Annotated in this window: 22 protein-coding genes; 13 read left to right on the top strand and 9 right to left on the bottom strand. The window is 70.6% G+C overall.

The window, feature by feature from the left end; all coding sequences use genetic code 11:
• Positions 1-47: 47 nt before the first annotated feature.
• Both AS96_RS01005 and AS96_RS01010 read right to left on the bottom strand, forming a co-directional pair.
• A complete protein-coding gene (locus AS96_RS01005) occupies positions 48-1,007 on the bottom strand; it encodes a CobW family GTP-binding protein (RefSeq protein ID WP_231477030.1) in 960 nt (319 codons plus the stop codon).
• 45 nt (positions 1,008-1,052) lie between these two features.
• Complete coding sequence (locus AS96_RS01010; RefSeq protein ID WP_036284867.1) at positions 1,053-2,651, bottom strand: dolichyl-phosphate-mannose--protein mannosyltransferase; 1,599 nt, start codon at positions 2,649-2,651, stop codon at positions 1,053-1,055.
• 23 nt (positions 2,652-2,674) lie between these two features.
• Here AS96_RS01010 and rsmI point away from each other — a divergent pair, with 23 nt between their 5' ends.
• Positions 2,675-3,490: a 16S rRNA (cytidine(1402)-2'-O)-methyltransferase gene (rsmI, locus tag AS96_RS01015; RefSeq protein WP_036284668.1), complete on the top strand. Its 816-nt coding sequence runs from the start codon at positions 2,675-2,677 to the stop codon at positions 3,488-3,490.
• A gap of 7 nt (positions 3,491-3,497) precedes the next feature.
• Here the strand turns inward: rsmI and AS96_RS01020 are convergent, their stop codons facing one another.
• The 4 genes from AS96_RS01020 to AS96_RS01035 all read right to left on the bottom strand — a co-directional run bounded on the left by AS96_RS01020 (position 3,498) and on the right by AS96_RS01035 (position 9,453).
• On the bottom strand, positions 3,498-5,450 hold the full coding sequence (locus AS96_RS01020; protein WP_036284671.1) for a glycoside hydrolase family 13 protein: 1,953 nt from the start codon (positions 5,448-5,450) through the stop codon (positions 3,498-3,500).
• A gap of 113 nt (positions 5,451-5,563) precedes the next feature.
• The gene (locus AS96_RS01025) at positions 5,564-6,496 is read right to left on the bottom strand and encodes a sugar ABC transporter permease (RefSeq protein WP_036284674.1); all 933 of its coding nucleotides are present in this window, start codon (positions 6,494-6,496) and stop codon (positions 5,564-5,566) included.
• A gap of 1 nt (position 6,497) precedes the next feature.
• Positions 6,498-8,126, bottom strand: a complete 1,629-nt coding sequence (locus tag AS96_RS01030) for an ABC transporter permease subunit (RefSeq protein WP_036284677.1) — start codon at positions 8,124-8,126, stop codon at positions 6,498-6,500.
• 73 nt (positions 8,127-8,199) lie between these two features.
• Positions 8,200-9,453: a sugar ABC transporter substrate-binding protein gene (locus AS96_RS01035; RefSeq protein WP_036284680.1), complete on the bottom strand. Its 1,254-nt coding sequence runs from the start codon at positions 9,451-9,453 to the stop codon at positions 8,200-8,202.
• A 232-nt stretch (positions 9,454-9,685) separates the two neighbouring features.
• On the opposite strand from AS96_RS01035, the gene AS96_RS01040 reads away from it, so the two are divergent.
• The 4 genes from AS96_RS01040 (at position 9,686) to AS96_RS01055 (ending at position 13,911) form a co-directional block, all read left to right on the top strand.
• On the top strand, positions 9,686-10,699 hold the full coding sequence (locus tag AS96_RS01040) for a LacI family DNA-binding transcriptional regulator (RefSeq protein WP_036284683.1): 1,014 nt from the start codon (positions 9,686-9,688) through the stop codon (positions 10,697-10,699).
• A 74-nt stretch (positions 10,700-10,773) separates the two neighbouring features.
• Positions 10,774-12,339, top strand: coding sequence for a methionine--tRNA ligase (metG, locus tag AS96_RS01045; RefSeq protein WP_036284685.1), 1,566 nt, complete (start codon positions 10,774-10,776; stop codon positions 12,337-12,339).
• A gap of 142 nt (positions 12,340-12,481) precedes the next feature.
• The gene (locus AS96_RS01050) at positions 12,482-13,375 is read left to right on the top strand and encodes a TatD family hydrolase (protein WP_036284688.1); all 894 of its coding nucleotides are present in this window, start codon (positions 12,482-12,484) and stop codon (positions 13,373-13,375) included.
• Between the two features lie 2 nt (positions 13,376-13,377).
• Positions 13,378-13,911, top strand: a complete 534-nt coding sequence (locus tag AS96_RS01055; protein WP_051498709.1) for an NUDIX hydrolase — start codon at positions 13,378-13,380, stop codon at positions 13,909-13,911.
• An 87-nt stretch (positions 13,912-13,998) separates the two neighbouring features.
• Here the strand turns inward: AS96_RS01055 and AS96_RS01060 are convergent, their stop codons facing one another.
• From AS96_RS01060 to AS96_RS01070, 3 genes are read right to left on the bottom strand one after another with little or no spacing between them, the layout of a single operon-like run.
• The gene (locus AS96_RS01060) at positions 13,999-15,288 is read right to left on the bottom strand and encodes an MFS transporter (RefSeq protein ID WP_036284691.1); all 1,290 of its coding nucleotides are present in this window, start codon (positions 15,286-15,288) and stop codon (positions 13,999-14,001) included.
• A 50-nt stretch (positions 15,289-15,338) separates the two neighbouring features.
• Positions 15,339-16,295 (bottom strand): LacI family DNA-binding transcriptional regulator, encoded by a 957-nt coding sequence (locus tag AS96_RS01065; protein ID WP_036284694.1) that lies wholly within the window; start codon positions 16,293-16,295, stop codon positions 15,339-15,341.
• The gene (locus AS96_RS01070; RefSeq protein ID WP_051498710.1) at positions 16,292-17,557 is read right to left on the bottom strand and encodes a glutamyl-tRNA reductase; all 1,266 of its coding nucleotides are present in this window, start codon (positions 17,555-17,557) and stop codon (positions 16,292-16,294) included. The genes AS96_RS01065 and AS96_RS01070 overlap by 4 nt, the downstream gene beginning before the upstream one ends.
• A gap of 12 nt (positions 17,558-17,569) precedes the next feature.
• Between AS96_RS01070 and hemE the strand changes: the two genes are divergently transcribed.
• Genes hemE through hemL form a run of 8 tightly spaced genes read left to right on the top strand, consistent with a single transcriptional unit; the run spans position 17,570 to position 26,236 of the window.
• The gene (hemE, locus tag AS96_RS01075) at positions 17,570-18,781 is read left to right on the top strand and encodes a uroporphyrinogen decarboxylase (protein ID WP_442921698.1); all 1,212 of its coding nucleotides are present in this window, start codon (positions 17,570-17,572) and stop codon (positions 18,779-18,781) included.
• Complete coding sequence (locus tag AS96_RS01080) at positions 18,778-20,262, top strand: FAD-dependent oxidoreductase (protein WP_036284700.1); 1,485 nt, start codon at positions 18,778-18,780, stop codon at positions 20,260-20,262. Before hemE ends, AS96_RS01080 begins: the two co-directional genes overlap by 4 nt.
• Positions 20,263-20,271: 9 nt before the next feature.
• The gene (gene hemQ, locus AS96_RS01085) at positions 20,272-20,958 is read left to right on the top strand and encodes a hydrogen peroxide-dependent heme synthase (RefSeq protein ID WP_036284703.1); all 687 of its coding nucleotides are present in this window, start codon (positions 20,272-20,274) and stop codon (positions 20,956-20,958) included.
• Positions 20,958-22,190 carry a ferrochelatase gene (locus tag AS96_RS01090; protein WP_036284706.1) on the top strand — a complete coding sequence of 411 codons (1,233 nt, stop codon included), beginning with the start codon at positions 20,958-20,960 and terminating at the stop codon, positions 22,188-22,190. The genes hemQ and AS96_RS01090 overlap by 1 nt, the downstream gene beginning before the upstream one ends.
• The gene (gene hemC, locus AS96_RS01095) at positions 22,187-23,158 is read left to right on the top strand and encodes a hydroxymethylbilane synthase (RefSeq protein ID WP_036284710.1); all 972 of its coding nucleotides are present in this window, start codon (positions 22,187-22,189) and stop codon (positions 23,156-23,158) included. Before AS96_RS01090 ends, hemC begins: the two co-directional genes overlap by 4 nt.
• On the top strand, positions 23,155-23,937 hold the full coding sequence (locus AS96_RS01100) for a uroporphyrinogen-III synthase (RefSeq protein ID WP_036284713.1): 783 nt from the start codon (positions 23,155-23,157) through the stop codon (positions 23,935-23,937). The genes hemC and AS96_RS01100 overlap by 4 nt, the downstream gene beginning before the upstream one ends.
• Positions 23,934-24,929 carry a porphobilinogen synthase gene (gene hemB / locus AS96_RS01105; RefSeq protein ID WP_036284716.1) on the top strand — a complete coding sequence of 332 codons (996 nt, stop codon included), beginning with the start codon at positions 23,934-23,936 and terminating at the stop codon, positions 24,927-24,929. Before AS96_RS01100 ends, hemB begins: the two co-directional genes overlap by 4 nt.
• A complete protein-coding gene (gene hemL, locus AS96_RS01110; protein ID WP_036284719.1) occupies positions 24,926-26,236 on the top strand; it encodes a glutamate-1-semialdehyde 2,1-aminomutase in 1,311 nt (436 codons plus the stop codon). The genes hemB and hemL overlap by 4 nt, the downstream gene beginning before the upstream one ends.
• Positions 26,237-26,265 lie beyond the last annotated feature (29 nt).

A 26,265-nucleotide genomic window follows, 5' to 3' on the forward strand; every position in this document is an offset into this window, starting at 1 on the left:
GGCCGACCCCACCACCCCCACCTTTGAAACAGAAGAAATCCTGCCAACTACTTGACGCGGGACAGGTCGACGCCGATGGCGACGAGTTCGCCGATCTCGGGCGGTGACGGCAGTGCGGACACGTGGATCGACCAGCCGACGACGTCGACGAGATAGCCGTGATCGCGGCCGGCGCCTTGCACGCGCACCCGCCCCTTGAGGCGATACGCCCCGCGGGGCGGGTGCTCGAGCAGATCGACGAGCGCCGAGGGCGACACCGGCGCGCGCAGCGGCACGGAGGCGGAGCGTGCGTGCTCATGCGCGTGGTGGCCGGGGCCGTGGTGGGCCTCGCGAGTGATGCGCGCGAGCGGCAGCTCGTCGATCGGGTCGTCGCGATCGGCCACGTCGAACACGAGGGCCGGGTCGATCGCTCCGGCGCGCGCCGTGGTCAGGTGTGCGCGGGGATTGCGTGAGCGCACACGCCCGGCGATCCGCGCGATCGTCGATGCCCGCTCGGATGCCGGCAGCAGATCGGTCTTGCCGATCACCACGAGCGACGCGGTCGCGTAGCGCGCAGGCACATCGTCGCCGGAGTCGATCGTCGTGAAGTGGTTCGGGGCGTCGATCACGTCCACCACGCCGCCCGGGCGTACGCGGGCGACGCCGCTGAAGCGGATCAGCCGGGCGAGCGCGGCGGGCTCTGCGACGCCGCTGGCCTCCACGACGATGGCGTCCAGGCGCAGCCGCGGATGGGCCAGCCGGCCCAGCGCATCGTCGAGTCCGCCCGCGTCCGGCAGGCAGCAGACGCAGCCACCGGAGATCGCGGCCGCCTCATCGACCTGACCGGTCACGAGGGCGGCATCCACGTTGAGGGCGCCGAAGTCGTTCACGACAACGCCGAGGCGAGCGCCGGGCGTGCGCAGCAGGTGGTTGACGAGGCTCGTCTTCCCCGCGCCGAGGTGGCCTGTCACGGCGACGACGGGAACGCGGCCTGCCGCGGTGCCGGCGGGTTCGCGTGTGTGCGGCATCCGTCCTCCCGCACACACCCTATCGAGAATCGTTCTCGATAGGTGCTAGACCCACCCTTGCATCCAGTTGTGCAGGCGGTAGAAGTCGTAGGGCACCTGCGTCGCAGACCACAGCGGGTACCAGAACGCCGACAGCACGACCGCCGCGACGAGGAAGACGATCACGACCCGCTGTCCGGCCGTGCGGCGCTCGTGCAGCGCGTGGGCCGCGCCAGCGACCTCCCGCAGCGCGAAGGTGAGCGCCAGCAGCAGGAACGGCCAGATCACGATCGTGTAGAACTGGAACACCGTGCGCTCGGGGTACATCAGCCACGGCAGCCAGGTGGCTGCGATGCCGACCAGCACCACCGCGTAGCGCCAATCGCGAGCGACGGCGAAGCGGTAGACCAGGTACAGCGCGGCGATGACCGAGGCGAACCACAGCAGGGGGTTCGGCATGCTGTACAGCACCTGCAGGCAGCCGTTGTCGCCGCTGCAGCCGTTCTTGCCGTCAGGGCTGGAGAACGCGTACATGGACGTCGGACGCCAGAGGAACGGCCACGCCCACGCCGCACTGGAGTAGCTGTGCGGGGAGGTCATGCCCGCCATCGAGGCGTAGATGGTCTCGTGGTACTTCCACAGACTCTGCAGGGGAAGCGGCACCCAGGAGAAGAACCCCATCGCGGGGCTGATCTCGGCGACCTTGCGGTCGTAGCCGCCGTCACTGAAGAGCCATCCGGCCCACGACCCGAGGTACACGACGAAGGCGACCGGCACGAGCAGCACGAACGAGGCGAGTCCCTGCCGCACGGCATCCATCGGCCAGAAGGTGATGCCGAGTCGTCGACGTTCGAGGGCATCGGTGACGACGAGGTAGAGCCCGATGGCCGCGAGGACCCAGACCCCCGACCACTTCACCGCTGTCGCCGCGCCGGCGGCGGCCCCTGCGGCGATGATCCACGGACGGTTCCAGAGCACGGCGCCCCATGCGGGAGGCCCGTCATCCACCCCGCGTGCGACGATCGCGGCGGCGAGGCGGTCGAGGTGGCGTCGACGATCGAGAAGGGCGAACCAGAACGCCAGCAGGATGAAGAACGCCAGGAACACGTCGAGCAGCGCGACCCGGCTCATGACGATGCCGAGGCCGTCGATCGCGAGGAGGAAGGAGGCGACGGTCGCGAACACCGTCGAGTTCGTCAGCGTCTTCGCGACGAGGAAGAGCAGCAGCACGAGGGCTGTGCCGAACAGTGCGGTCATGGCTCGCCAGCCGAAGGAGCTGTCGGGTCCGAACAGCCACATGCCGAAGCCGATGAGATACTTGCCGAGCGGGGGATGGACGACGAAACTCGGATCGCTCGTGAAGATGTTCGTCTCGCCCGCCGCGAATCGTGCATCGGCGCCGTCGGGCCAGGTCGCCGCATAGCCGAGATTCCACTGGCTCCACGCGTCCTTCACGTAGTAGGTCTCGTCGAAGACCAGCACGTGCGGATGCCCGAGGTTCCAGAAGCGAAGGATGCCGGCGAGCAGCGTCACCGCCAGCGGAGCGAGCCATCCGTACAACCGCTGGAGTCGTGGATCGTCCGCGACGCGCTCGCGCCAACGGTCGTACGCAGACCGGCGCACGGGTGGCAGCAGCGGTGGGATCGGCTCGGCGGTGGTCGACACGGCCACCAGCCTAAGCTGAAGCGGTGATCATCCTCGGTGCGACTCCCATCGGCAATCTGGGCGACGCGTCGGCGCGGCTCGTCGCCGCCCTCGAGCAGGCGAGCGTCATCGCCGCCGAGGACACCCGCACGACACAACGGCTGCTGCAGGGGTTGGGCATCGCCAATCGTCCGCGGCTGGTCGCCCTTCACGACCACAACGAGAAGCAGCGTGCGGCCGAGCTCGTCGCCCGTGCGCGTGAGGAGGACCTGCTCGTTCTGAGCGATGCGGGGATGCCGACCGTGAGTGATCCGGGGTACGGCCTCGTCGCCGAGGCCGTCGCACAGGGCGTCGCGGTCACGGCACTGCCGGGACCGAGCGCCGTGGTCACGGCGCTCGCCGTGGCCGGGTTGCCCACCGATCGCTTCACCTTCGAGGGATTCCTGCCACGCAAGGCCGGCGAGCGTGCACGCGCTCTCGCTCTGCTGTCGAGCGAGCCGCGCACGATGGTCTTCTTCGAAGCGCCGTCGCGTCTGGCCGAGACGCTGCACGCCATGGCCGCCGCTTTCGGTGCCGATCGGCCCGCCGCCGTCTGCCGGGAACTCACCAAGCTGCACGAGGAGGTCGTCCGCGACGGTCTGGCAGCCCTCGCCGACTGGGCCCGCGAGGGGGTCCGCGGCGAGATCGTCGTCGTCGTCGGCGGAGCGCCGGCTCGCGACGTGTCGGCCGAGGACGCTGTCGCGCAGGTGCAGGCCCTCGTGGCCGACGGCGTCCGTTTGAAGGACGCCGCTGCCGAGGTCGCGGCAGCGACCGGCTTGTCCAGCCGCGACCTCTACCAGGCGGTGCTCGCCTCGCGGTGATGCCCGCTCAGACGGCGGGACCGCCCAACTGCGCGAAGGCCTCCGGCGTTGCGACGGACCGCTCCGCACGCGCGGGCGGAGCGGTGACGCCCGGCAGCGTCCAGACGGCGAAGCTCGCTCCTCTGCCGTGCAGGCGCACCGCGCCGTCATCCGCGACGAGTTCGACCGTCCCTGCCGCATAGCGCGCGGCCCTGGCCGTCGCCGCGCCGACCAGGGCCATGTTGAGACGGATCTCGACGTCGGTACGAGCGGCGAGGACCAGCACCGCCTCGTCCGCGTTCTCGCGGATGAACACGAGCGCATCGTCGTCCGCGTGCAACCAGCGCAGGCCGCCCGTCGAGAGCGCCGCGTGCGCGCGACGAAGGCCGATGAGCTCACGGTAGAGGCCGATGCGGGCGGCGATCTCGGGTTCGCCGATGTGCTCCCAGGGGAGTGGGGTGCGGCTCATCTCACCGTCCACGGCCTCGAGTCCGAACTCGTCGCCGGCGTAGACGACGGGGATGCCGGGCAGCGTCATCGACAGACCGACGGCGAGCGGGATCATCTCCGCCGCGGCGTAGGTGGCGAACCGGGCGGTGTCGTGGGTGTCGAGGGCCGACATCGTCCCGCGCTGCACACGCCACGGAATCTGGCTGGTGAAGAGCCGGAGCTGGCGCACGAACTGCTGCGCGGTGTACCGCGGCATCCCGGTGGGCAGTCCGAAGAACCACATCTCATCGCTGACGCGGCCGTCGAAGCCGCGGTGAGGGATGCGTCGGGGCTCCGCGAGCCACGACCACACGCCGCGAGTGAACGCCGGGTAGGTCATGCCGCCGTGCCAGGCATCTCCCTGCAGGTCGCTGGCGGCATCGTTCGTCGACTCGGCGAGCAGGAGCGTGTCGGGCGAGACCTCGATCATCGTCCGGCGCACCGTTTGGCGCACGACGGCGTTGAGGTCTTCGGCGCCGAGTCGACCGGTCATGTTGGCGACGTCGATGCGCCATCCGTCGATTCCGTACGGCTGCGCGAGCCAGCGGGCGACGACGGAGTCGGGTCCCTCGATGAACCGGCGCCGCAGTTCGGCGCTGTTCCAGTCGAATTTCGGCAGCGTCGCCGCATCCAGCCACGTCTCGTAGGTGGTGTGGGCCGCATCGTGGAAGTAGTAGAAGTCGGCTTCCGCCGCATCGGGCCGGCCGTACGCGTTGCGGAACCACTCATGGGCGACGCCGGAATGGTTGGTGGTGAGATCGCCGATCACGCGGATGCCGCGCGCGTGCGCTGCCTCGATGAGACGTCGGTAGGACTCGTCGCCGCCGAGGAGTTCGTCGACGTGATCGAAGCTGGCGGCGTCGTATCGGTGATTCGACTCCGCGGGGAAGATCGGCGTGTGGTACAGCGCGTTCACACCCAGATCGACGAGGTGGTCCAGCCGGTCCACGACGCCGTCGAGGTCTCCGCCGTAGAGCTGCCGGCTGCGACCCGGGTGGGAGGGATCCAGCGGGTCATCCCAGGCTGCGGGGATCGCCCACTGCGGAAGCGGGCGGTCGGCTGCGGCATCCGATCGCGCGAAACGATCGGGGAAGATCTGGTACAGCACGGTGTCGGCCATCCACGGCGGCGGCGGGTTGCCGGCGACGAGGGCGAAGTCCTGCGCGTCGAGGACGTCGACGTCGCTGAGCCCGCCCTGGTTGAGGATCTGCACCGTCGCGTCGCTGCGGACGAGATGGAAGCGGTAGCCGTGGCGCGGGTTGGCGACGACGATCCGCGCCGACCACCATTGCCACCCGTCCCGTTCGCCGTCGCACTCGGCCTCCACCCACGCCGGCTCGTGGTCGGGGTTGCTGCGCACCACGACCCGGTCGACTCCGCCGTAGGCGCGGGGCACGCGGAGGCGGACGGTCACCTCGTCGCCGAGAGCCGGATCGGGGTGCGAGACGTACAACGGCGAGCCGTCGTGGTGCGGGCAGGTGGGATCGATCATGAGAACCTCCGTGGAACGCCGACAACACGTCGGCACTGGTGCGACGTGGTTGCACGGACATCCGTGGCAGAGCCCTCTGATTGTGTGATGTGCGGCGCGGGTCGGGTCGTGCGCTACTTGACCGAGCCGGCCGTGAGGCCGCCGACGATGAAGCGCTGGAGGCCCAGGAACAGTGCCATCGGCAGGATCGCCGCGAGCACGGCGCCGGCAGCGAACACGCTCCAGTTGCGCGCCGTCTCCTGGGAGACGAACTGGTACAGCCCCACCGCCAGCGTCTGCTTGTCGGGATCGACGAGGACGACGGACGCGATGAGGAAGTCGTTCATGGTGCCGATGAACGACAACAGGCCGATCACAGCCAGCACGGGGGCGACCAGGCGCAGGATGATGGTGAAGAAGATGCGAGCGTGCCCGGCGCCGTCGATCTTCGCCGCCTCGTCGATCGAGGCCGGCACGGTGTTGAAGAAGCCGTACATGAGGAACGTGTTCACGCCCAGCGCGCCGCCGAGATAGACCATGATCAACCCGATCTGGGAGTTCAGACCCAGTGCCGGGAAGATGTCGCCGATCGCCGACATCAGCAGGAAGATGGCCACCACGGCGAGCAGCTGAGGGAACATCTGCACGAGCAGCAGCGTCAGCAGTCCGAAACGGCGGCCGGTGAAGCGCATGCGCGAGAAGGCGTAGGCGGCGAGCGCGCAGAGCACGACGGTGAAGAACGACGTCGTCAGCCCGATGAACACCGAATTGACGAACCAGTTGCCGTACGGGCGCAGCGGGTCTTGGAACAGGGCGATGTAACTGCCGATGTCGACCGTGGCGAACAGGCTGTTGGCCGTCAGCAGCGTCCCGCCCGGGTTGAGCGAGGCCGAGAGCACGTAGACGAGCGGGAACGCCGAGAAGACGAGCATCGCGAGGCCGACGAGGTGGCGCCAGCCGGTCTCGCGGAACCACCGGCCGAACCGGCGACGCGTCTCGTGGGCGACGGTCGGGCTCGGCGGGGTCGCTGCCGTGCCGGTGACGGGGAGGGTCTCAGCAGTGGTCATGTCAGTTCAGCTCCTCGAGCACCTTGGTCTGGCGGAAGCTGAGGTAGGAGATGACCGCCACCAGCACGAAGATGATGATCGAGAACGCGCTGGCCAGGCCGTAGTCGCGTTCGGCTCCCACGAAGGCCACCTTGTAGACCATCGAGATCAGAATGTCGCTCGCGCCGACGTTGATCGACGCGTCGGCGAAGCGCGGGCCGCCGCCGGTGAGCATGTAGATCAGATTGAAGTTGTTGAAGTTGAACGCGAACGAGGAGATCAGCAGCGGCGCCACCGACACCAGCAGCAACGGGAACTTGATGTGGCGGAAGATCTGCCATACACCGGCGCCGTCGACACGCCCCGCTTCCTGGATGTCGTCGGGGATCGCCTGGATGGCACCCGTCGTGACGAGGAACATGTAGGGGAAGCCGAGCCAGAGGTTCACGACGAGAATCGACACCTTCGCCAGCAGGGGATCCTGCAGCCAGGGGATCGACGCACCTCCGAGGATGGACTGGTTGATGAAGCCGAAGTCCTGGTTGAACATTCCCTGCCAGACCAGCGCCGACAGGAACGCAGGGAAGGCGTAGGGCAGGATCATGATGACCCGGTAGTACTTCTTGCTCTTCATCCGCGGATCGTTGAACACGATCGCGAGGAACAGGCCGAGCGCGAAGGTCGTCGCCACCGAGAGGATGGCGAACACGAACGTCCAGATGAGCACGGCGAGGAAGGGCCCACGGATCGACTCGGTGGAGAACGCCCGGACGAAGTTGTCGACGCCGACCCAGACCTGCCATCCCGTGGCGAGGGTCTGCCCATCTGCGGAGGCGAAGGAGCCGTTGCCGTTGTCCGTGTAGACGACGCCCGTCTGCGTGTTCGTCATGGTGCCTGCGGCGGCATCCCACACGAGCGTGGAGACGTACTGGTAGGCCGTCGAGCCGTCGCGGGTTTGGAGCGTGCCGTCGTTGGGATCGGTGGAGAACGGCACCGCCATCGACGAGATCGTCGCCTGGTTGGCCACGAGCTGAGCGAAGTTCAAGGTGGTGTACCCGGGAAGCGCCGCCGCGCGGCCGCCCGTGAACTCGGCATCCGATGCCGCCTCGAGCGGCTGGTCGGCGCTGCCGATCTCGGCGGTGCCGTCGGGAGTGGTCACGAGGAAGAAGAGGGCGCCGTCCTTCTCGAGGACCGACATGGGATAGGCGGCCGAGTCCTCGACGCGCTGCTGGTTCTGGATGAGCAGCGCGTTGACGGCGTCGTCCTTCGTCGACACGTGTCCCGAGCCGTAGTTCGTGAACGCGATGTAGATGCAGTACAGGACCACGAAGATCTGGAAGACGAAGAGGAAGACCAGGCCCGGCGTCAGGTACTTGGCAGGCAGAAGGCCCGGCTTCAGGTAGACGACGTTGATCGCGAGGATGCCGAGGGCAACGACCGCTGCGATGACGACGCTGTCCTTGGTCAGCAGGACGAGGATCGCATAGACGGCCATCGCGTCGATGACGCCCAGGCACACGATCTTGACCAGCCAGACCTTCCACCCGGCGCCTGCGGCTTCCGCCCAGGCCTCGGCGCGTCGGCGGCGCCGTGCCGCGGCGCGGTCTTCGGGCGCGCGCGTGGGCGGCGCGGCGATCGTGGGGCCAGTCATCTTCGACTCCTGTCGGAACGTGGGGGGATCGGGGTGCGGAGGGGTGAGCGTGAGCCCACCCCTCCGCACGGGGTCAACCGAGCTTGGCGGCGATCGAGTCGGCCATCTGGGTCCACTGGGCGGCGGGGTCGCCGCCGCCCTTGATCAGGGCGGCCTCCGTCTTGCCCCAGTCGTCCCACACCGAGCCCATCTGCGGGATCGACGGCATCGGCACCGCGTTCGCGCCGACCTCGGCGAAGCCGGCGACGATCGGGTCGGACTTGGCGGCGTCGAACGCGGCGGTCAGTGCCGGGGGACGCCCGCCGGCCTTGAAGAGAGCCGTCTGCACGTCGGCGGTGGCGATGTAGTTCACGAGGAACTCGTTCGCGATCAGCGCGTTGGCGCTCTTCGCGCTCACGAAGAACGTCTGCACGCCGGCGAAGGGCTGTGCGTCACCGCCGCCCGCCGTCGGAATCGCGTCGACCGCGACGTCGATGCCGGCCTTCTGGGCGTCGGCGACGTTCCACGGGCCGGTGAGGAAGTACGGCGACTTGCCGGCGTTGAAGGCTTCCTTGGCCAGGTCGCCGGAGAGGTTGAGGTTCAGCACCTTGGTGCCGGTGTCTCCCTGCGCGGTGAGCCACGCGGCGAACTTCTGCCCGCCCTCGTCGCCGATCGTCAGCTTGCTCGCGTCGTACGAACCATCGGCGTTGCGTCCGAAGACCGAGGTGCCGAAGGACGTCTGGAACGGGTACAGGTGGTACGGGTCGGACGCCTGCGGGTCCAGGCCCACGACGAACGGGTACTCCGTGCCGGCGGCGCGGCCCTTCGTGATCATCTCGTCGTAGGTGGCCGGGGTGGAGTCGGCCAGCGCGGTGTTGCGCAGCACGGCGATGTTCTCGATGGCGTACGGAAGGCCGTAGGTCTTGCCGTCGTAGGTGACCGCCTCGATGGCGACCTTCTCGAAGTCGGCTGCCTTGTCGCCCAGTTCGACCGGCGCCACGATTCCGTCCTTGACGAACGCGCCGATCCAATCGTGCCCGCCGATCGTGATGTCGGGTCCCTTGCCCGTAGGCACCTGTGCGGTGAACTCGTCGCGGATCTTGCCGTAGTCCTTGACGACGAGGTTGACCTTGACGCCCTTCTCCTGCTCGAACTTCTTCGCCACATCCTCGAGCGCTCGAGCACGGTCGGCGTCGACCCACACGGTCAGCTCGCCGCTGGTGGCGGCCTGTGCGTCGCCGCTGGTCGTCGGTTGTGCGGTCGTACTGCCGGAGCAGCCGGCGAGCGCCAGGATGCCGGACGCCACGAGCAGTCCGAGGGCGACGGCGCCCTTCTTCTTCACCTTCATCGGTGTGCCTCTCTCTGGGATCACAGGGGGAGAGGGGCCGTAGCTCGGCTGCTCCGCCGCCCTGTCGTGATGTCGCACCGGGTGCGAACGCCTCCATTGTGCGGTCGAAAAGCGCGCGATCACGGGTTCGTTATGGAACTGTGACCGGTTACAGTCATTGGACTGTGATCGGTTACAGTGAAGGGTGCTGTTGTGGCCGGATTCGTTGTAGACACCGGTAGAGTCGGCTCTCGTGACACCCAGCGATGTGCCGAAGAAGCCGACCATCCGCGACGTCGCCGCCGCGGCCGGCGTCTCGTACGGAACGGTCTCGCGCGTGCTCAACGGAGGGCACTGGGTGTCGCCCGAAGCCCGCGCCGCCGTCGATGCCGCGATCGTCTCCACGGGCTACACGACCAATCAGGCTGCGCGCAGCCTCGCGACCGGAAAGACCGGCTCGCTCGCGTTCCTGCTCACCGAGTCCCAGCACGTCCTGCTGTCGGATCCGAACATGGCGCTGCTGCTGCGAGGGGCGACCGATGCGGTCTCCGAGCGCGGGATGACGCTCGTGCTCCTCATCGCCGACACCGAGCGCGAACAGGCCAACGCGGCCCGATACGTGCGCGCCGGTCACGTCGACGGCGTTCTGCTCGTCTCCTCTCACGAATCCGACGATCTGCTCGGCTCGCTGGTGAACGCGGGCGTGCCGACCGTGTGCTCGGGCATCCCGCTGTGGGAAGGGCGCACCGTTGCGCACGTCGCCATCGACGAGGTCGGCTCGGCACGCACCATGACGCGGCATCTCATGGATGGCGGGCACCGCCGCATCGCGCTGATCACCGGACCGCTCGACACCCCCAGCGGCCGCTTCCGCCTCGACGGCTTTCGCGACGAACTCGGCGACCGCTTCGACGGGGACCTCGTCGAAGTGGTGCCTTTCACCCGTGAGGCCGGCGCGGAGGCGATGACTCGACTTCTCGAGCGTGCGCCCGACGTCGATGCGGTGTTCGCGGCGAGCGACCTGCTCGCCGTCGGTGCCGCCCAGATGCTCGCCGCGCAGGGGCGACGCATTCCTCAGGACGTCGCGCTGGCCGGCTTCGACGACTCGGGGCTTGCGGCGGCGCACACGCCGCCGCTGACCACGATCCGCCAGCCGTGGGCCCAGATCAGCGCCACGATGGTCGAGATGGTGCTGGATGCGATCGCCGGCGGCGATCCGGATGCCGTCGTGCTGCCGACCACGCTCGTCGTCCGCGAAAGCGCCTGAGAAGCGCACCGACGCACCGACGGCTCGACGTCACACGCGGGAGTCGGCGCGTCGCCCGGAACTAGACTCGTCGGGTGACATCTGGTCAGTCCTTCTACATCACGACGCCGATCTACTATCCGAGCGACCTGCCGCACATCGGACACGGGTACACGACGGTCGCCGTCGATACGCTCGCGCGCTGGCACCGCCAGGCGGGGGACGACACGTGGATGCTCACGGGCACCGACGAGCACGGGCAGAAGATGCTGCGCGCCGCGGCCGCGAACGGAGTGACTCCGCAGGAGTGGGTCGACAAGCTCGTCACCGAGTCGTGGTTCCCGTTGCTGAAGACCCTCGACGTCGCGAACGATGACTTCATCCGCACGACGCAGCCGCGCCACGAGGAGCGCGTGCAGCAGTTCGTGAAGGCGCTCTACGACCGTGGCTACATCTATGCCGGCGAGTACGAGGCGCTCTACTGCGTGGGCTGTGAGGAGTTCAAGCCGGAGGCGGAGATCGTCGACGGCACCGGTGCGTTCGAGGGGCTCAAGGTCTGCGCGATCCACTCGAAGCCGTTGGAGCTGCTGCAGGAGAAGAACTACTTCTTCAAGCTCAGCGAGTTCCAGGACCGCCTGCTCGAGCTCTACAAGACGGAGCCCGACTTCGTGCGCCCGGAGTCGGCGCGCAACGAGGTCGTCTCGTTCGTGCGTTCGGGGCTGAAGGATCTGTCGATCTCGCGCTCGGCGTTCGACTGGGGCATCACCGTGCCGTGGGACCCGTCACACGTGATCTACGTATGGGTGGATGCGCTGCTGAACTATGCGACCGCGGTGGGCTACGGCACCGATCCCGTGCAGTTCGAGCGACGGTGGCCGGCCTTCCACGTCGTGGGCAAGGACATCCTCCGCTTCCACGCGGTGATCTGGCCCGCGATGCTGATGGCTGCCGGTCTCGACGTGCCCCGCGGTGTCTTCGCGCACGGCTGGCTGCTGGTCGGCGGTGAGAAGATGTCGAAGTCGAAGCTCACCGGCATCGCCCCGACCGAGATCACCGATGTGTTCGGTTCGGACGCCTACCGCTTCTACTTCCTGTCGGCGATCGCGTTCGGCCAGGACGGCTCGTTCTCGTGGGAGGACCTCTCGGCGCGCTACCAGGCGGAGCTCGCGAACGGATTCGGCAACCTGGCGTCGCGGACGACGGCGATGATCGAGAAGTACTTCGCGGGCATCGTGCCGCCGCCTGCCGCGTACACGGAGGGCGATCTCGGCATCCAGAGGACCGTGGCGGATGCCGCGTCGGCGGCCGATGCGGCGATGGAGCGCTTCCGTCCGGACGAGGCGATCGCGGCGATCTGGACCATCGTGGATGCGCTGAACGGCTACATCACCGAGAACGCCCCGTGGGCGCTGGCGAAGAACGACGCTCAGCGTGCCCGTCTTGCGACGGTGCTCTACACGGCGGCGGAGGGTCTGCGTGCGCTCGCGGTGCTGCTGAGCCCCGTGATGCCGATCGCCACCGAGAAGCTGTGGGTCGCGCTCGGGCACGCGGGGCGTCTGCAGGATCAGCCGCTGCGCGAAGCCGGGAGCTGGGGAGTCCTTGTGCCCGGCACCAGCGTCAACGGCATCGAGCCGCTGTTCCCGCGGATCGAGCAGCCCTGACCCGTCCCACCCGTCCCCTCCATCGTGTCCCACTTGCGGGGCGGCATGTCCCCAAAGGTGCTGTGCGCAAGTGCTCTATTCGACAGAGAGTGGGACACGGAGGCGCGGGGGGAACAGCGCGCCGGATCGAAGAGGAGAGGGGATGCCGGTGAGCGACGCCGTTGATCCGTCGACGTACGTCCGCGTGCGCGAGAAGAGCTCACGCGACGTGTCATATCCGCCGGCGCCCGAGCCGCTGCCGGTCGCCGTCTACGACAATCACACGCATCTCGAGATCGAGGACGGCGAGGGTCTCCCGCTCGACGAGCAGATGCGTCGGGCCGCAGAGGTGAACGTCATCGGTGCCGTCCAGGCGGGCGGCGACATCGCGTCGAGCCGGTGGTCGGCGTGGGCCGCGGCATCCCACCCGCGCGTCCTCGCGGCGGTGGCGATACATCCCAACGAAGCACCCGCGTATGCCGAGCAGGGCATGCTCGGCGAGGCCATCGCCGTGATCGACGAACTCGCCGCGCAGCCGCGCGTGCGGGCGATCGGTGAGACGGGGTTGGACTTCTTCCGCACCGACGAGACGGGCCGTCCAGCGCAGTTCGAGAGCTTCGAGGCGCACATCGCGTTGGCGAAGAAGCACGGCATCGCGATGCAGATCCACGACCGCGACGCCCACGACCCCGTTCTGGAAACCCTCGATCGGGTCGGGGCTCCCGAGCGCACGGTGTTCCACTGCTTCTCCGGCGACGCCGACATGGCGCGCATCGCCGCCGACCGCGGCTATTGGCTGAGCTTCGCGGGCAACATCACGTTCAAGAACGCGCAGAACCTGCGCGACGCGCTGGCGGTGACGCCGCGCGAGCGGATCCTCGTCGAGACCGACGCACCGTTCCTCACCCCGACGCCGCTTCGCGGTCGGCCGAATGCGCCGTACCTGGTTCCGGTGACGGTGCGCTTCATGGCCGAGGAGCTGCGGATGCCGCTCGACGAGCTGTGCGCGCAGGTGGCATCCAACACCCTCGCCGTCTACGGCGCCTTCGAGGACTGACCGTGTCGGGCGAAGAGCTCTGGGATCTCACCGACGAGAGCGGCGCGCCGCTCGGGATCACTCATCGTCGTGCCGACCCGGTGCCCGCGGGAGCCTTCCACGTCGTGGCATCCGTGTGCGTCGAGCTCAGCGACGGGTCGGTGCTCATGACGCGCCGTGCGGAGACGAAGGACTGGCCGCTCGCGTGGGAGCTTCCGGCCGGCAGCGCCCTCGCAGGTGAGACGAGCGTCGAAGCCGCGTCGCGTGAGCTCGCCGAGGAGACCGGTCTGCGGGTCGCGCCCGAGGATCTCGTTCTCGTCGGGAGGGTCGTCGAGGAATCCGCCCTCTTCGATCTCTACGCCGCCCGGATCGCTGACGACGACGATCTCGACCTCGATCCGCTCGAGGTGTGCGAGAGCGAATGGGTGAGTGTCGAGGAGCTCTTCCGCCGTGCGGCGCGCCGCGAGATGGCAGGCCCCTGGGCGGACCGCCTCGACGAGCTCGGTCGCGACCTCGTGCAGCGCATCGAGGAGCGGCGGATCCACCGCACCCGCTGAGGCGTCGGATGCTGACGCGTCGGATGCTGACGCGTCGGATGCTGACGAGATGACGGATCTCGAGGATTCCTGGGCCGGAACTCGTCCTCAGGAAGGTGCGTTCTCCTCAGGAAGCTGCGCGTCGTCGAGCACGGGCCGTGCCGCGGCGATCGATGAGATCGAGCGCCAGACGAGGAGGAGCGTCAACGCCGATCCGCCGAACGCGAACCACCAGGGCGCCGTGAGGCCCCAGGTCTGAGCGATCACGCCGCCGAGGGCCTGACCGATGACGAGCCCCGCGAAGACGCCGACCATGTTCACCGACGCGATGCGGCCCTGCAGCGTCAACGGTACGAGGCGCTGGCGGACGGTGGTCGAGATCGTCGCCCAGACGAACGCGTACACGCCGAAGCCGAACATGATCACGAACGCGATCGCGGGCACCGTCGTCAGCGCGAAGGCGAGGTGCATGATCACTTCGAGCGTCAGACACACCCGCATGAGCGTCGCGAACGAGACGCGCCTCTCGAGCGCGCCGAAGATCCCGACACCGACGAGCCCACCCAGAGCCGATGCCGTCGTCAGCGCTCCGTAGCCGACCGGACCCATGCCGAGATGGTCGGTGGCGTACAGCACGAGAATGCCCCAGGGTGCCGCCCACGTGATGTTGAAGACCAGGATGATCATGACCAGCGTGCGGACGGGCGGGTTCGCCCGCAGCCACCGCAGACCCTCGCGGATCGGCTGCGCCGGCCGCTCGGCATCCGCCGCGTCGCGATCCGGGACCGGCGTGCGGGCGATGCGTGCGATGAGCACGATGGCCAGTGTCACGCAGATGATCTGGGTGACGAACGGCCAGAACGATCCCACCGCGAACAGGAACGCGCCCAGCGGTGGACCGGCGAGTTGGTTCGCCACCAGATAGCCGGCCTGAAGTCTGGCGTTGCCGAGACCGAGATCCGCGGGACGCACGAGCATGGGCAGCAGCGTGCTGCCGGCCGTGTCGGCGAACACCTCCGCCGTTCCGTACAGGAACGCGGCCACCAGCACGATCCACACGCTCACGGCGCCGGTCACGAGGAACACGACCAGGCCGGCGACGACGAGGGCGCGCAGGGCGTTCGCGACGATGACGAGCCGGCGGCGGTCGTGATGGTCGGCCACAGACCCCGCGAACAGGCCGAAGAGCAGCCATGGCAGGTACTGCATCATGGCACCGCCGGCTACGAGGATCGGCGAACTCGTGAGCGAGGCGATGAGCAACGGGGATGCCGACAGGGCGATCCCGTCGCCGAGGTTGCTCGTCCAGGACGAGCTCAGCAACCAGCGGAAGTCACGCCCGAGGCGGCGCGGAGCGATGATCTCGCCGACGGAACGGGGACGGTCGGCGACGGGCACCACGCCATCGTAGGCGGCGCGGGGCGAGCAGGGGGGCGGGGCGGGTGGGCTCAGCGGGTGGTCGAGCCGCGTACCAGCTCGTAGGGCAGCTCGATCGCGCGCGGCGCCTCGCCGGCATCGAGCGCGGCGAACATCACCTCGGGGGCTTTCTCCGGGTGCAGGCACAGGTGGGTGATTCCCAGGCGGGCGTTCATCTCGCAGTCGATCGTGCACAGCACCAGCAGTTGCAGATCGCGCGGCATGACGGTATCGATCTGCTCGAGATGCAGATAGATCTCGGGCCCTTCCTCGCAGTAGGCGAAGACGGCGTCGACGTCGGTGTCCAGCAGCTCGTGCAGGGCGGGCACGAGCCGCCGGCGCCCGGCATCCACCCGCGCCACGAGCGGCGTGCGGCCGTTCACGGCGCTCCAGGCGAGGTAGGCGCTCTCGCCGAGCTGGTCGCGCGGCACCTCGCTCTCGTCGACGAGGAAGCCGATGCGCTGCGCTCCGGCCTCCGCGAGGTGCGCGAGTCCGGCCCGGACCGCCGCGGCGTAACCGGTGCGGATCGTCAGCACGCCGCCGGGGACGGTGAGGTCGTTCGCCGCGACGGGGATGCCGGCGGCCACCGCGTCGCGCAGGATCGTGCGATCGTCGGCCGGATCCGGAAAGTAGAGCGCGTCGATCTGGGCGCCCGCCAGCAGGTCGGGACGGCTGTCGGGCAGCACGGTCACGGTGAATCCGCGCTCGGCTCCGGCCTGCACCAGCGCGTCGAGCTGGCGTGCCCGCTGCAGCGCCCGCCGACCGTCCTGCAGCGAGTTGGCCGCCATCACGAAGCCGATCGACATCGTGCGGCCGCTGCGCAGTGCGCTCGCATGCTTGTTCGGGGCGTAGCCGAGCTCAGCAGCGACCGCCTTGATGCGCTCGCGCGTCTCCGCGCTGAGGTTGCCGCGACCGTTCAGGGCTTGGCTGATCGCCGCCGTCGACACTCCCGCCCGCGCGGCGACGTCGCGGAGCGTGACGCGCGTCATCCGCGGTCGCCGTCCTCGTCGCCGTCGGCGGGCGGAAAGACGATGTCCACCGCACTCGTCCACTGCGAACCCGAACCTGCGGCGGCGAGGGTGTGGCCCTGCGAGATCAGACCGTGCAGCAGCGCACCGGAGAAGTGGCGGAGAGCGGCTTCGGTCTCGGCTCCCGCGCCGCGGGAACGTGCGCGTTCGATCTCGCGGTCGAGCACGGCGTGCACATGCGCGCGCATCTGGACGACCGCGGGGGCCACCTCGTGCACGCGGCGCGCCATCGCATGACGCTGCGCGGCGGTCTGCACGATGAGGCGGGCCTCGCCGATGGTCGCGAACTCGTCGATCGGCGCGTGGACGCGGATGGTGTCGAGGTCGAGCAGTTCGATGTCGGGGAGCGAGCGCAGCCCCGGATCCACGTTGCGCGGCATCCCGAGGTCGATGATCAGCTGCGGCGTCGACACCGCAGCACGGGCCGCACCGTGGCTCTCGAGATCGAGGGCGAAGGTGTCGGTGGTCGTCGTGCAGGTGACGATGACGTCCGCGCGGGCGGCCTCGGCGGCGAACGCGTCGGCCGAAACGGTCGTCAGGTGCTCGCGCTTCGCGAAGCGGTCGCGCCCCGATCGCGAGTGCACGCGGATGTCGACGGCGCCGACGTCGCGCAGCGCCGCCAGGGATGCCGCGGCGTAGCGCCCGGTGCCGACGAGGAGGACCCGCGCCTCCTCCCACGACCCGAGGCGCGAGCCGGCGAGCTCGACCGCAAGGCGGACCAGGGAGCGCCCCGACTCGCCGAGCTTTGTCGAGTTCTTGACCGCGCGGGACGTCTCCGTGGCGCGCTGGAACAGGTGCTCGAGGGGAGCGGTGGTCACGCCTTCCCGGCGTGCGGCATCGAGCGCGCGCCGCACCTGCCCGGCGATCTCGTCCTCGCCGACGGCGACGGAATCGAGCCCCGACGCGACCGAGAACAGATGGCGCGCCACGTGGTTGCCGTGCGCGAACTCGACGGTCTCGCGGACGTCGCGGAAGGGCAGCGCCGACAGCTCTGCGAGGCGCTCCATCGCGGCATCCATCGCCGGCAGGGGCGAGGCGTCGTCGGGATTGTCGGCCAGATCGAAATAGGCCTCGAAGCGATTGCAGGTGGCCAGGACCACGGCTCCGCGAATGCTCTCGTGCGCCGCCGTCAGGTCGGTTGCGACGGTGTCCCCGACCACCGATAGCCGCTCCAGCGCTTCGAGAGGCGTGGTGCGCTGATGGGCGGAGAGGCAGACGAGCACGCGGGTCCAGTCGTGAGTCGAACGGAAGGGAACGAGGTTAGTATAACGATTAACGCCCACTCGAGTCCGTCCCACGGGAGCATCATCATCGCCTCTGCCACCGCCGCCGCTCATCCCCTGACCGCGCACGGCACCTCCGCCTCACGGCTGGTCCGCGCCCTCCGCGGCGATCGTCCGGAGATCACCCCCGTCTGGTTCATGCGGCAGGCCGGGCGCTCGCTTCCCGAGTACCGGGCGCTGCGTGCCACCGGGACGATGCTCGACGCCTGTCTGAGCCCGGAGCTGGCCAGCGAGATCACGATGCAGCCGGTGCGCCGGCACGGAGTGGATGCCGCGGTGTTCTTCAGCGACATCATCGTTCCGCTCCACCTCGTCGGGGTGGAGGTCGAGATCGCCGCCGGCCGCGGCCCGGTCTTCCGCAACCCCGTGCGCACCGCCGGCGAGATCGCCGCGCTCGTGCGGATCGATCCGGCACTCGTGGAGGAGCGCGGCGAGGCGGTCGTCGAGGCCGTCCAGCGCACGGTCGCCATGCTGGCGGAGGAGGGCGAGCAGCGCGGCGAGCCGCTGCCGCTCATCGGTTTCGCCGGCGCCCCGTTCACCCTCGCCGCCTATCTCGTGGAAGGCGGCCCGTCGAAAGACCACCTCGGCGCCCGCAGCCTCATCCACTCCGACCCCGCGGCCTGGGCCGACCTCACGGCCTGGCTCGCGGGGGGGACCGGGCGCTTCCTCGCCCTGCAGGTGCGTGCCGGCGCGAGCGCCGCGCAGCTGTTCGACTCGTGGGCCGGAGCGCTCGCTTCCGCCGACTACCGGCGCGCCGTGCTGCCGGCATCCGCGGCCGCCCTGGAGCCCGTTCGCGCGCTGCGCGGCGAAGGTCTCGATGTGCCCCTGATCCACTTCGGCGTCGGCACCGGCGAGATCCTCGCCGACATGGCGTCGATCGGCGTCGATGCGATCGGCGTCGACTATCGCGTCGACCTCGATGACGCCGTGACCCGCATCGGCCGCGATCTCACGGTGCAGGGCAACCTCGATCCCGCGCTGCTGTTCGCCCCCGAGGATGTGCGTCGCCGGGCGGCCCACGCCGCCCTCGCCTCGGGGCTGGCGGCGCGAGCACATGTCTTCAACCTCGGCCACGGTGTGCCGATGAACACCGACCCCACCGTGCTCACCGACCTGGTGCGCACCGTTCACGACTGGCGCGCACCCGCGGAGTCCGCGCGGTGACCACCTCTCGTACGAGCGCGCCGGCAGCCGCGACCGGCGCCGATGTCGTCGTCGTCGGCGCCGGTATGGGCGGGCTCGTCGTGGCACACGAGCTGGCGCGTGCCGGACGTGACGTGGTCGTGGTCGACGCGGCGGAAGAGGTGGGCGGGCTGCTGCGCCGCGGCACGCTCGCGGGGGTCGACATCGATCTCGGCGCGGAGTCGTTCGCGACGCGTACCGATGCGGTGGCCGCTCTCGTCGCGGATGCCGGGCTCCCGCTCGAGCTGGTCGCGCCGCGCCCCCAGGGAGCCTGGCTCGCCGTCGCGACGGATGACGGCGTGCGCCGCGCTCGCCTGCCGCGGCGGACCGTTCTCGGCATCCCCGCCGATCCCGATGCCGACGACGTCGTCGCGATCATCGGCGCCGACGGCGCCGCCCGCGCGCGCGATGAGCGACGGGTGCCCACCATCGCCGACGCCGAGCCGTCGCTGTACGACCTGGTCGCCGAACGTCTCGGTGTCCGCGTCGCCGATCGGCTTGTCGACACGCTCTGCCGGAGCGTCTACTCGCGACCCGCCGCCGAGGCCCGCTTGTCGCAGCTGCACCCCGGTCTGTGGCGCGAGTTCGTTTCCCGCGGCTCGCTTCTCGAGGCCGCGGACGCGATCGCGACCGGGCAGCGCGCCGGCGCCGCCGTCGGCGGCATCGCAGGGGGCATGTGGCGCCTTCCGACGGCGCTCGCTGAGGCCGCGGAGGCCCACGGTGCGAAGATCCGCACCGGGGTCGCGGTGCGTGCTGTGCGCTCGGATGTCGAGACGGTCACCGTCGAGACGACGAGCGGATCTCTGTCGGCGCGTCACGTCGTGATCGCGACGGGCCCCGCGGAGGCGGCGCGCCTTCTGGCGGGTGCGGGCGTTTCGACGCGCTCCGCTCGCTCAACGACCGGGAGCGCCCCCCGGTCGTTGAGCGAGGAGCGCAGCGACGAGTCGAAACGCGCATCCGCGCCGACGGCGGCGGCGGTCCGCCTCGTCGCGGCGGCCATCGCCCACCCCGCCCTCGCCGCCGAACCCGTCGGCTCGGGCGTGATCGTCGATGCCGCGCTGCCGACGGCGGCCAAGGCCCTCACGCACATCACCGCCAAGTGGGACTGGGCGCGCGCCGCGACGCCAGACGGCATCCACCTCGTGCGGCTCTCCGCTCGCGACGCCGCCGCCGGTACGCTGGCCACGGCCGACGAGGTCGCCCGCGAGGTCTCGATCCTCACCGGCGTCGACGTGGCCGCGGCCGATGTCGTCGACCTGGTCGTGCAGGAGTGGACGGATGCCGTCGTCGGCGCCGCCGCGCCCGACGACCTGCCCGCGGGCATCCACCTGGCCGGGGCCGCCGCCGCCGGTACCGGCCTCGCCTCCGTCATCCCGCACGCCCGCGACCTCGCCGCTCGTCTCGACAGCGCGCTCGCGGCATCCCTCCCGTCCTCCTCCCTCCACACCCACCCGGTTTCCTAGGAGCACCGCATGACCGAACAGATCCCGCTCGGATACACCCTCTTCGCCGTCCTGGCCGGACCCCGTCCGCGGGTGGCGCCCGACGCCGCCGCGATCGCCGAGCTGTCCGCCGCCGTCGACGCGGTCACAGCCGGCGGCGTCAGCGTGCGCGGCCTGTACGACGTCACCGGCATGCGCGGCGAAGCCGATCTCATGATCTGGCTGCACACGACGCCGGGTGAGCTCGACGACCCCGCCGTGCTCCAGAAGGCGCTGCGGGCACTGCGCCGCACCGGCGTGCTGCAGGCGTACACGGCCGTCTGGACCGCGATGGGGGTGCACCGCGAGGCCGAGTTCAACAAGCGTCACGTGCCCGGCTACCTGCGCGGGGAGAGCGCGCGCGGCTGGCTGTGCCTGTACCCGTTCGTGCGCAGCTACGAGTGGTACCTGCTGCCCGAGCAGGAGCGCGCCGGCATGCTCGCCGAGCACGGCCGCAAGGGTGCGCGCTTCACGGAGGTCGTCGCCAACACCGTCTCGACCTTCGGACTCAGCGACTACGAGTGGCTGCTGCCGCTGGAGAGCGACGACCCGATCCACCTCGTCGACATGATGCGCGACCTGCGCGCGACCGATGCGCGCCGTCACGTGCGCGAAGAGGTGCCCTTCTACACGGGCCGCCGGCTCGAGCTCGACGAGCTGGCGGAGGTGCTGAGCTGATGGCCGAGAACATCGCCCCCCGGGCCGCCGAGTTCCGTCCCAAGCCTCCCCGTGCGAGCGCCGCTCCCGTTTGCGGCGACGGATGCCGCGTGCCGGCCGCCACGGCGGCGACGTGCGCCGGCGATCCGCACGTCACCGTCCCCGTCGCCTACGACGGCGTGCTGCTGCTGGGGTTCGGCGGACCCGAGGGTCAGGAGGACGTGATCCCGTTCCTGCGCAACGTCACGGCGGGCCGCGGCATCCCGGACGAGCGCCTCGAGGAGGTCGCCCATCACTACCGTCACTTCGGCGGGGTGTCGCCGATCAACCAGCACAACCGTGAGCTGAAGGCGGCGCTGGATGCCGAGCTCGCGGCGCGCGGCCTGGAGCTGCCGGTGTACTGGGGCAACCGCAACTGGACGCCCTACATCGCCGACGCCCTGCAGGACGCCCATGACGCCGGCCACCGCCGCCTGCTCGCGATCGCGACCAGCGCGTACAGCTCGTACTCGTCGTGCCGCCAGTACCGCGAAGATCTCGCCGACGCCGTCGAGGCCACCGGCCTGAGCGGTGCCGTCGAGATCGACAAGGTGCGCCAGTTCTTCGACCACCCGGGCTTCGTCACCCCCTTCGCGGAGGGCGTCGCCGAGGGACTCGAGGCCCTCCATGGCCAGGGCTTCGCCGACGACGAGATCGAGATCCTCTTCTCTACCCACTCGATCCCCAACAGTGACGCCGACCGTTCCGGCCCGCCCGAGCGCGGATTCGGCGCCGGCGGCGCCTACGTCGCGCAGCACACGGCCGTGGCCGAGGCGATCATGTCGCGGCTGGGCTCGTCGTGTGCCTGGCAGCTCGTCTTCCAGAGCCGTTCGGGCCCGCCGCAGGTGCCGTGGCTCGAGCCCGACATCAACGACGCGATGGCCGAGCTGCCCGCCCGTGGTCGCAAGGCCGTGCTCATCGTGCCGCTCGGCTTCGTCAGCGACCACATGGAGGTGCTCTGGGACCTCGACACCGAGGCGATGGAGACGGCCGACGAGCTGGGGCTCACGGCGATCCGCACCCCGACTCCGGGGACGCACCCGGCGTACGTCGCGGGACTGGTCGACCTCATGGTCGAGCGGCTGAACGGCACCGCCGCGGCCGACCGCGCGCACGAGACGGACCTCGGACCCTGGTACGACGTGTGCCGTCCCGGATGCTGCGAGAACAAGCGACTCGGCTTCCAGCCGGCACTCGCGGGGATCGCGCCGTGACGGTGACCGACGCCGCCGCACCCGCGCCGCTGCGACTCGGAACCCGAGCGAGTCTGCTGGCCACCACGCAGTCCGGCCACGTCGCCGACGCCCTGCGGGCGGCGACCGGCCGCGAGGTGGAGCTGGTGCCGATCACGACGGCGGGCGACGTGCTCACCGGACCCCTCGCGCAGCTGGGTGGTACCGGCGTGTTCGTCGCGGCGCTGCGTGAGGCGTTGCTGCGCGACGAGTGCGACCTCGTGGTGCACTCGATGAAGGACCTTCCCACGGCCGACGTCGCGGGCCTCGCGATCGGTGCCGTTCCGCCGCGGGCCCCTGTGGCGGATGTGCTGTGCGCGCGCGGAGGCCTCACGCTCGAGGCGCTGCCGCACGGCGCCGTGGTCGGCAGCGGATCACCCCGGCGGGTCGCCCAGCTGCTGCGGCGCCGGCCCGATCTGCGGGTGCGCGGCATCCGCGGCAACGTCGATACCCGACTGCGCAAGGTCGACGAGGGGGAGTATGACGCCATCGTGCTGGCCGAGGCGGGGCTGACCCGGATCGGACGCAGCGACCGGATCACCGACCGCTTCGACGCCGACGGCTGGCCCACCTCCGCCGGCCAGGGCGCGCTCGCGGTCGAGGTGCGCACGGATTCCCCGGTCGCCGCGCAGATCGCCGCGATCACGGATACGGATGCCGAGATCACCGCGCTCTGGGAGCGCGCCGTGCTGCGGCTGCTGGAGGCCGGGTGCGCCGCGCCGGTCGGCATCTCGGCCCGGCGTGCGCCGGGCGCCGTCACGCTGGTCGCCGAGGTGTACGCCCTCGACGGTGCGCGCACCGTCCGCGTCGCGCACTCCGCGGACCCTGCCGACCTCACGACGGCGGACGGACGCGACGCGGCCGCGGCCGTCGTCGTCGCCGCCTTGATGGAGGCCGGGGCCGCCGACCTCGCCGACCTCGGTCCACGCCCCGAGGGAGAGCCCCGGTGACGGCCCTCGCCGGCGCCCGCGTCCTCGTACCGCGCGGCGGCGCATGGGGCGAGCGCGTGGCCGGCGAGCTCTCGCGTCGTGGCGCCCACCCCGTGATCGCGCCGCTCATCCGCACCGCCCCGCCGCGCGACACCACCGCGCGCGACGCCGCCTTCCGGCGGCTTGCCGACGGCGATTACGAGTGGCTGTTCGTGACGAGCGCCGCCAGTGTCGAGCAGATCGCCGTGTTCCTGTCGGCGAGTGAACGCACGGTGCCGACGTCGCTGCGAATCGCGGCGGTCGGTCAGGCCACGGCGCGCGCCGTCACCGAGCTGGGGGCGAACGTCGACTTCATCCCGCTGGGGCGCTCGTCGGCCCACGCGATGATCGCGCAGTGGTGCGCGGCGCACACGGCGACCTCGACCGGGCGCTGCCTCGTGGTGCGCTCCGACCTCGCCGGAGCTGTCGTCAGCGACGAGCTGGAGCTGCGCGGCTTCGCCGTCGACGTGTGCATCGGCTACCGCACGGTCGGCATCGATCTCGCCCCCGACGTGGCGGCCGATCTCGCCGCCGGCCGCTTCGCGATCGTGCTGCTGACCTCGCTGAGCGTCGGACGCGAGCTGCGCCGACAGGTCGGAGCGCTGCCGGCATCCACCCTCGTCGCCTCGATCGGTCCGGGCACCACCCGCGACGCGGAGCGCCTCGGCTTCGTCGTCGGTCACACCGCGCGTACACAGAGCATCGACGCACTCATCGCCGAGCTCGACACCCTTCCCCGACTCCAGGAGGTCACCCGATGACCGCGTTCCCCGTCCGCCGCCTGCGCCGCCTGCGCCGGAGCCCGGCCCTGCGACGCCTCGTCGCCGAGACCGACCTGAGCCCGCGCCGGCTCGTCCTGCCGGTGTTCGTGAAGGAGGACATCGCCGAGGCGCAGCCGATTGCGAGCATGCCCAGGGTTCACCAATACCCCCTCGCCCAGCTCGCGGCCGTGGTCGATGTGGCCGCGGAGGCCGGCATCGGCGGCATCATGCTGTTCGGTGTTCCCGCCGTGCGCGACGCCGTCGGCAGCGGCGCGACCGATCCCGACGGCATCCTCAATCGCGCGATCGCCGTGGCGGCCGCGGCGGCGAAGGGGCGACTGACGGTGCAGGCGGACCTCTGCCTCGACGAGTTCACCGACCACGGCCACTGCGGCGTGCTCGCCGCCGACGGATCGGTCGACAACGACGCGACCCTCGAGGTGTACGCGCGGATGGCGCTCGCCCAGGCCGAGGCCGGCGCCGACATCCTCGGCCTGTCGGGCATGATGGACGGCCAGGTCGCCGCGTGCCGTGCGGCGCTGGATGCCGCGGGGCGCAGCGACGTCGTGATCCTCGCCTACTCCGCCAAGTACGCCTCGGCGTTCTACGGTCCGTTCCGCGACGCCGTCGAGTCGACCCTCACCGGCGACCGTCGCACCTACCAGCTCGACGCCGCCAACGGCCGCGAGGGCGTGCAGGAGGCCCTCGCCGACATCGACGAGGGCGCCGACATCGTCATGGTCAAGCCCGCGGGCCCGTATCTCGATGTGCTCGCCGAGGTCGCCGCCGTGTCGTCCGTGCCGGTCTGGGCCTACCAGGTGTCGGGGGAGTACGCGATGATCGAGCACGCCGCCGCCGCCGGTGTCATCGACCGTGAGCGTGCGATCGGGGAGAGCATCCTCGGCATCCGCCGCGCCGGCGCCGAGGCGATTCTGACGTATTGGGCGATCGAGGTCGCCGGCTGGCTCCGAGAGGGACGCGCACTCGCATGACCGACACCAACGACGCCCTGTTCAGCCGTGCCCGCGCGGTCATCCCCGGTGGCGTGGATTCGCCCGTGCGCGCGTACGGCTCCGTCGGCGGCACGCCGCGCTTCCTCGTCGAGGCCGCGGGCGCGTATGTGACGGATGCCGAGGGCCGCCGCTACGTCGACCTCGTCGCCAGCTGGGGCCCGGCGCTGCTCGGCCACGCCCATCCGGAGGTCGTCGCCGCCGTCCAGGCCGCCGCCGCGCGCGGACTGTCGTTCGGAGCGCCGACCCCGGCCGAGGCGGAGCTCGTGGAGGAGATCGTGCGACGGGTGCCGGCCGTGCAGAAGGCGCGGCTGGTGTCCACGGGCACCGAGGCGACCATGACCGCCATCCGCCTGGCGCGCGGCGCCACCGGCCGCGACCTCCTCGTCAAGTTCGCGGGCCACTACCACGGTCACTCCGACGGTCTGCTGGCCGCCGCCGGGTCGGGGCTGGCGACCTTCGCATTGCCGGGCTCTGCCGGCGTGCCGGAGGCCGTCGCGGCGCAGACGTTGGTCGTCCCGTACAACGACCGTGCCGCGCTGGAGGAGGTCTTCGCCGCCCACTCCGGCCGCATCGCCGCCGTGATCACCGAGGCGGCGGCGGCGAACATGGGCGTTGTCGCCCCGGCATCCGGGTTCTCCACGTTCGTCGCCGAGCTCTGCCGCCGCGAGGGCGCCCTGCTGATCAGCGACGAGGTGCTCACCGGGTTCCGCGCCGCCCCGGGCGGCTACGCCCAGGTGCTCGCGGATGCGGGTGAGACGGTCGTCCCCGACCTCGTCACCTTCGGCAAGGTCATCGGCGGCGGGCTGCCGGTCGCCGCGGTGGGCGGCCGCGCCGACGTCATGGACATGCTCGCCCCGCTGGGGCCGGTGTACCAGGCCGGCACGCTGAGCGGAAACCCCGTCGCGGTCGCCGCGGGGCTCGCGACGCTTCGTCTGGCCGATGCCTCCGCGTACGCCCGGCTGGCAGCGGCGGCCGACGCGGTCGCCGACGCGGCGACGGCGGCGCTGACTGCGGCCGGGGTGCCCCACGTGCTGCAGCGGGCGGGAACCCTGTTCAGCGTCTTCTTCGGCGCCGAGGTGGTCGGCGGTGTGTCGGACTACGCGACGGCGCAGCGTCAGGACACGGCCGCCTACGGCCGCTTCTTCCACGCGATGCTGGACGCCGGCGTCTCGCTGCCGCCGTCGGCGTTCGAGGCGTGGTTCCTCACCGCCGCGCACGACGATGCCGCGGTGGCGCAGATCGTCGACGCCCTGCCCGCGGCCGCCCGCGCCGCGGCATCCGCCTGATCGCGCGCTTCGGTTGGCGCGTGCGCCGA

The sequence above is a fragment of the Microbacterium sp. MRS-1 genome (assembly GCF_000585455.1).
Lineage (GTDB): Bacteria > Actinomycetota > Actinomycetes > Actinomycetales > Microbacteriaceae > Microbacterium > Microbacterium laevaniformans.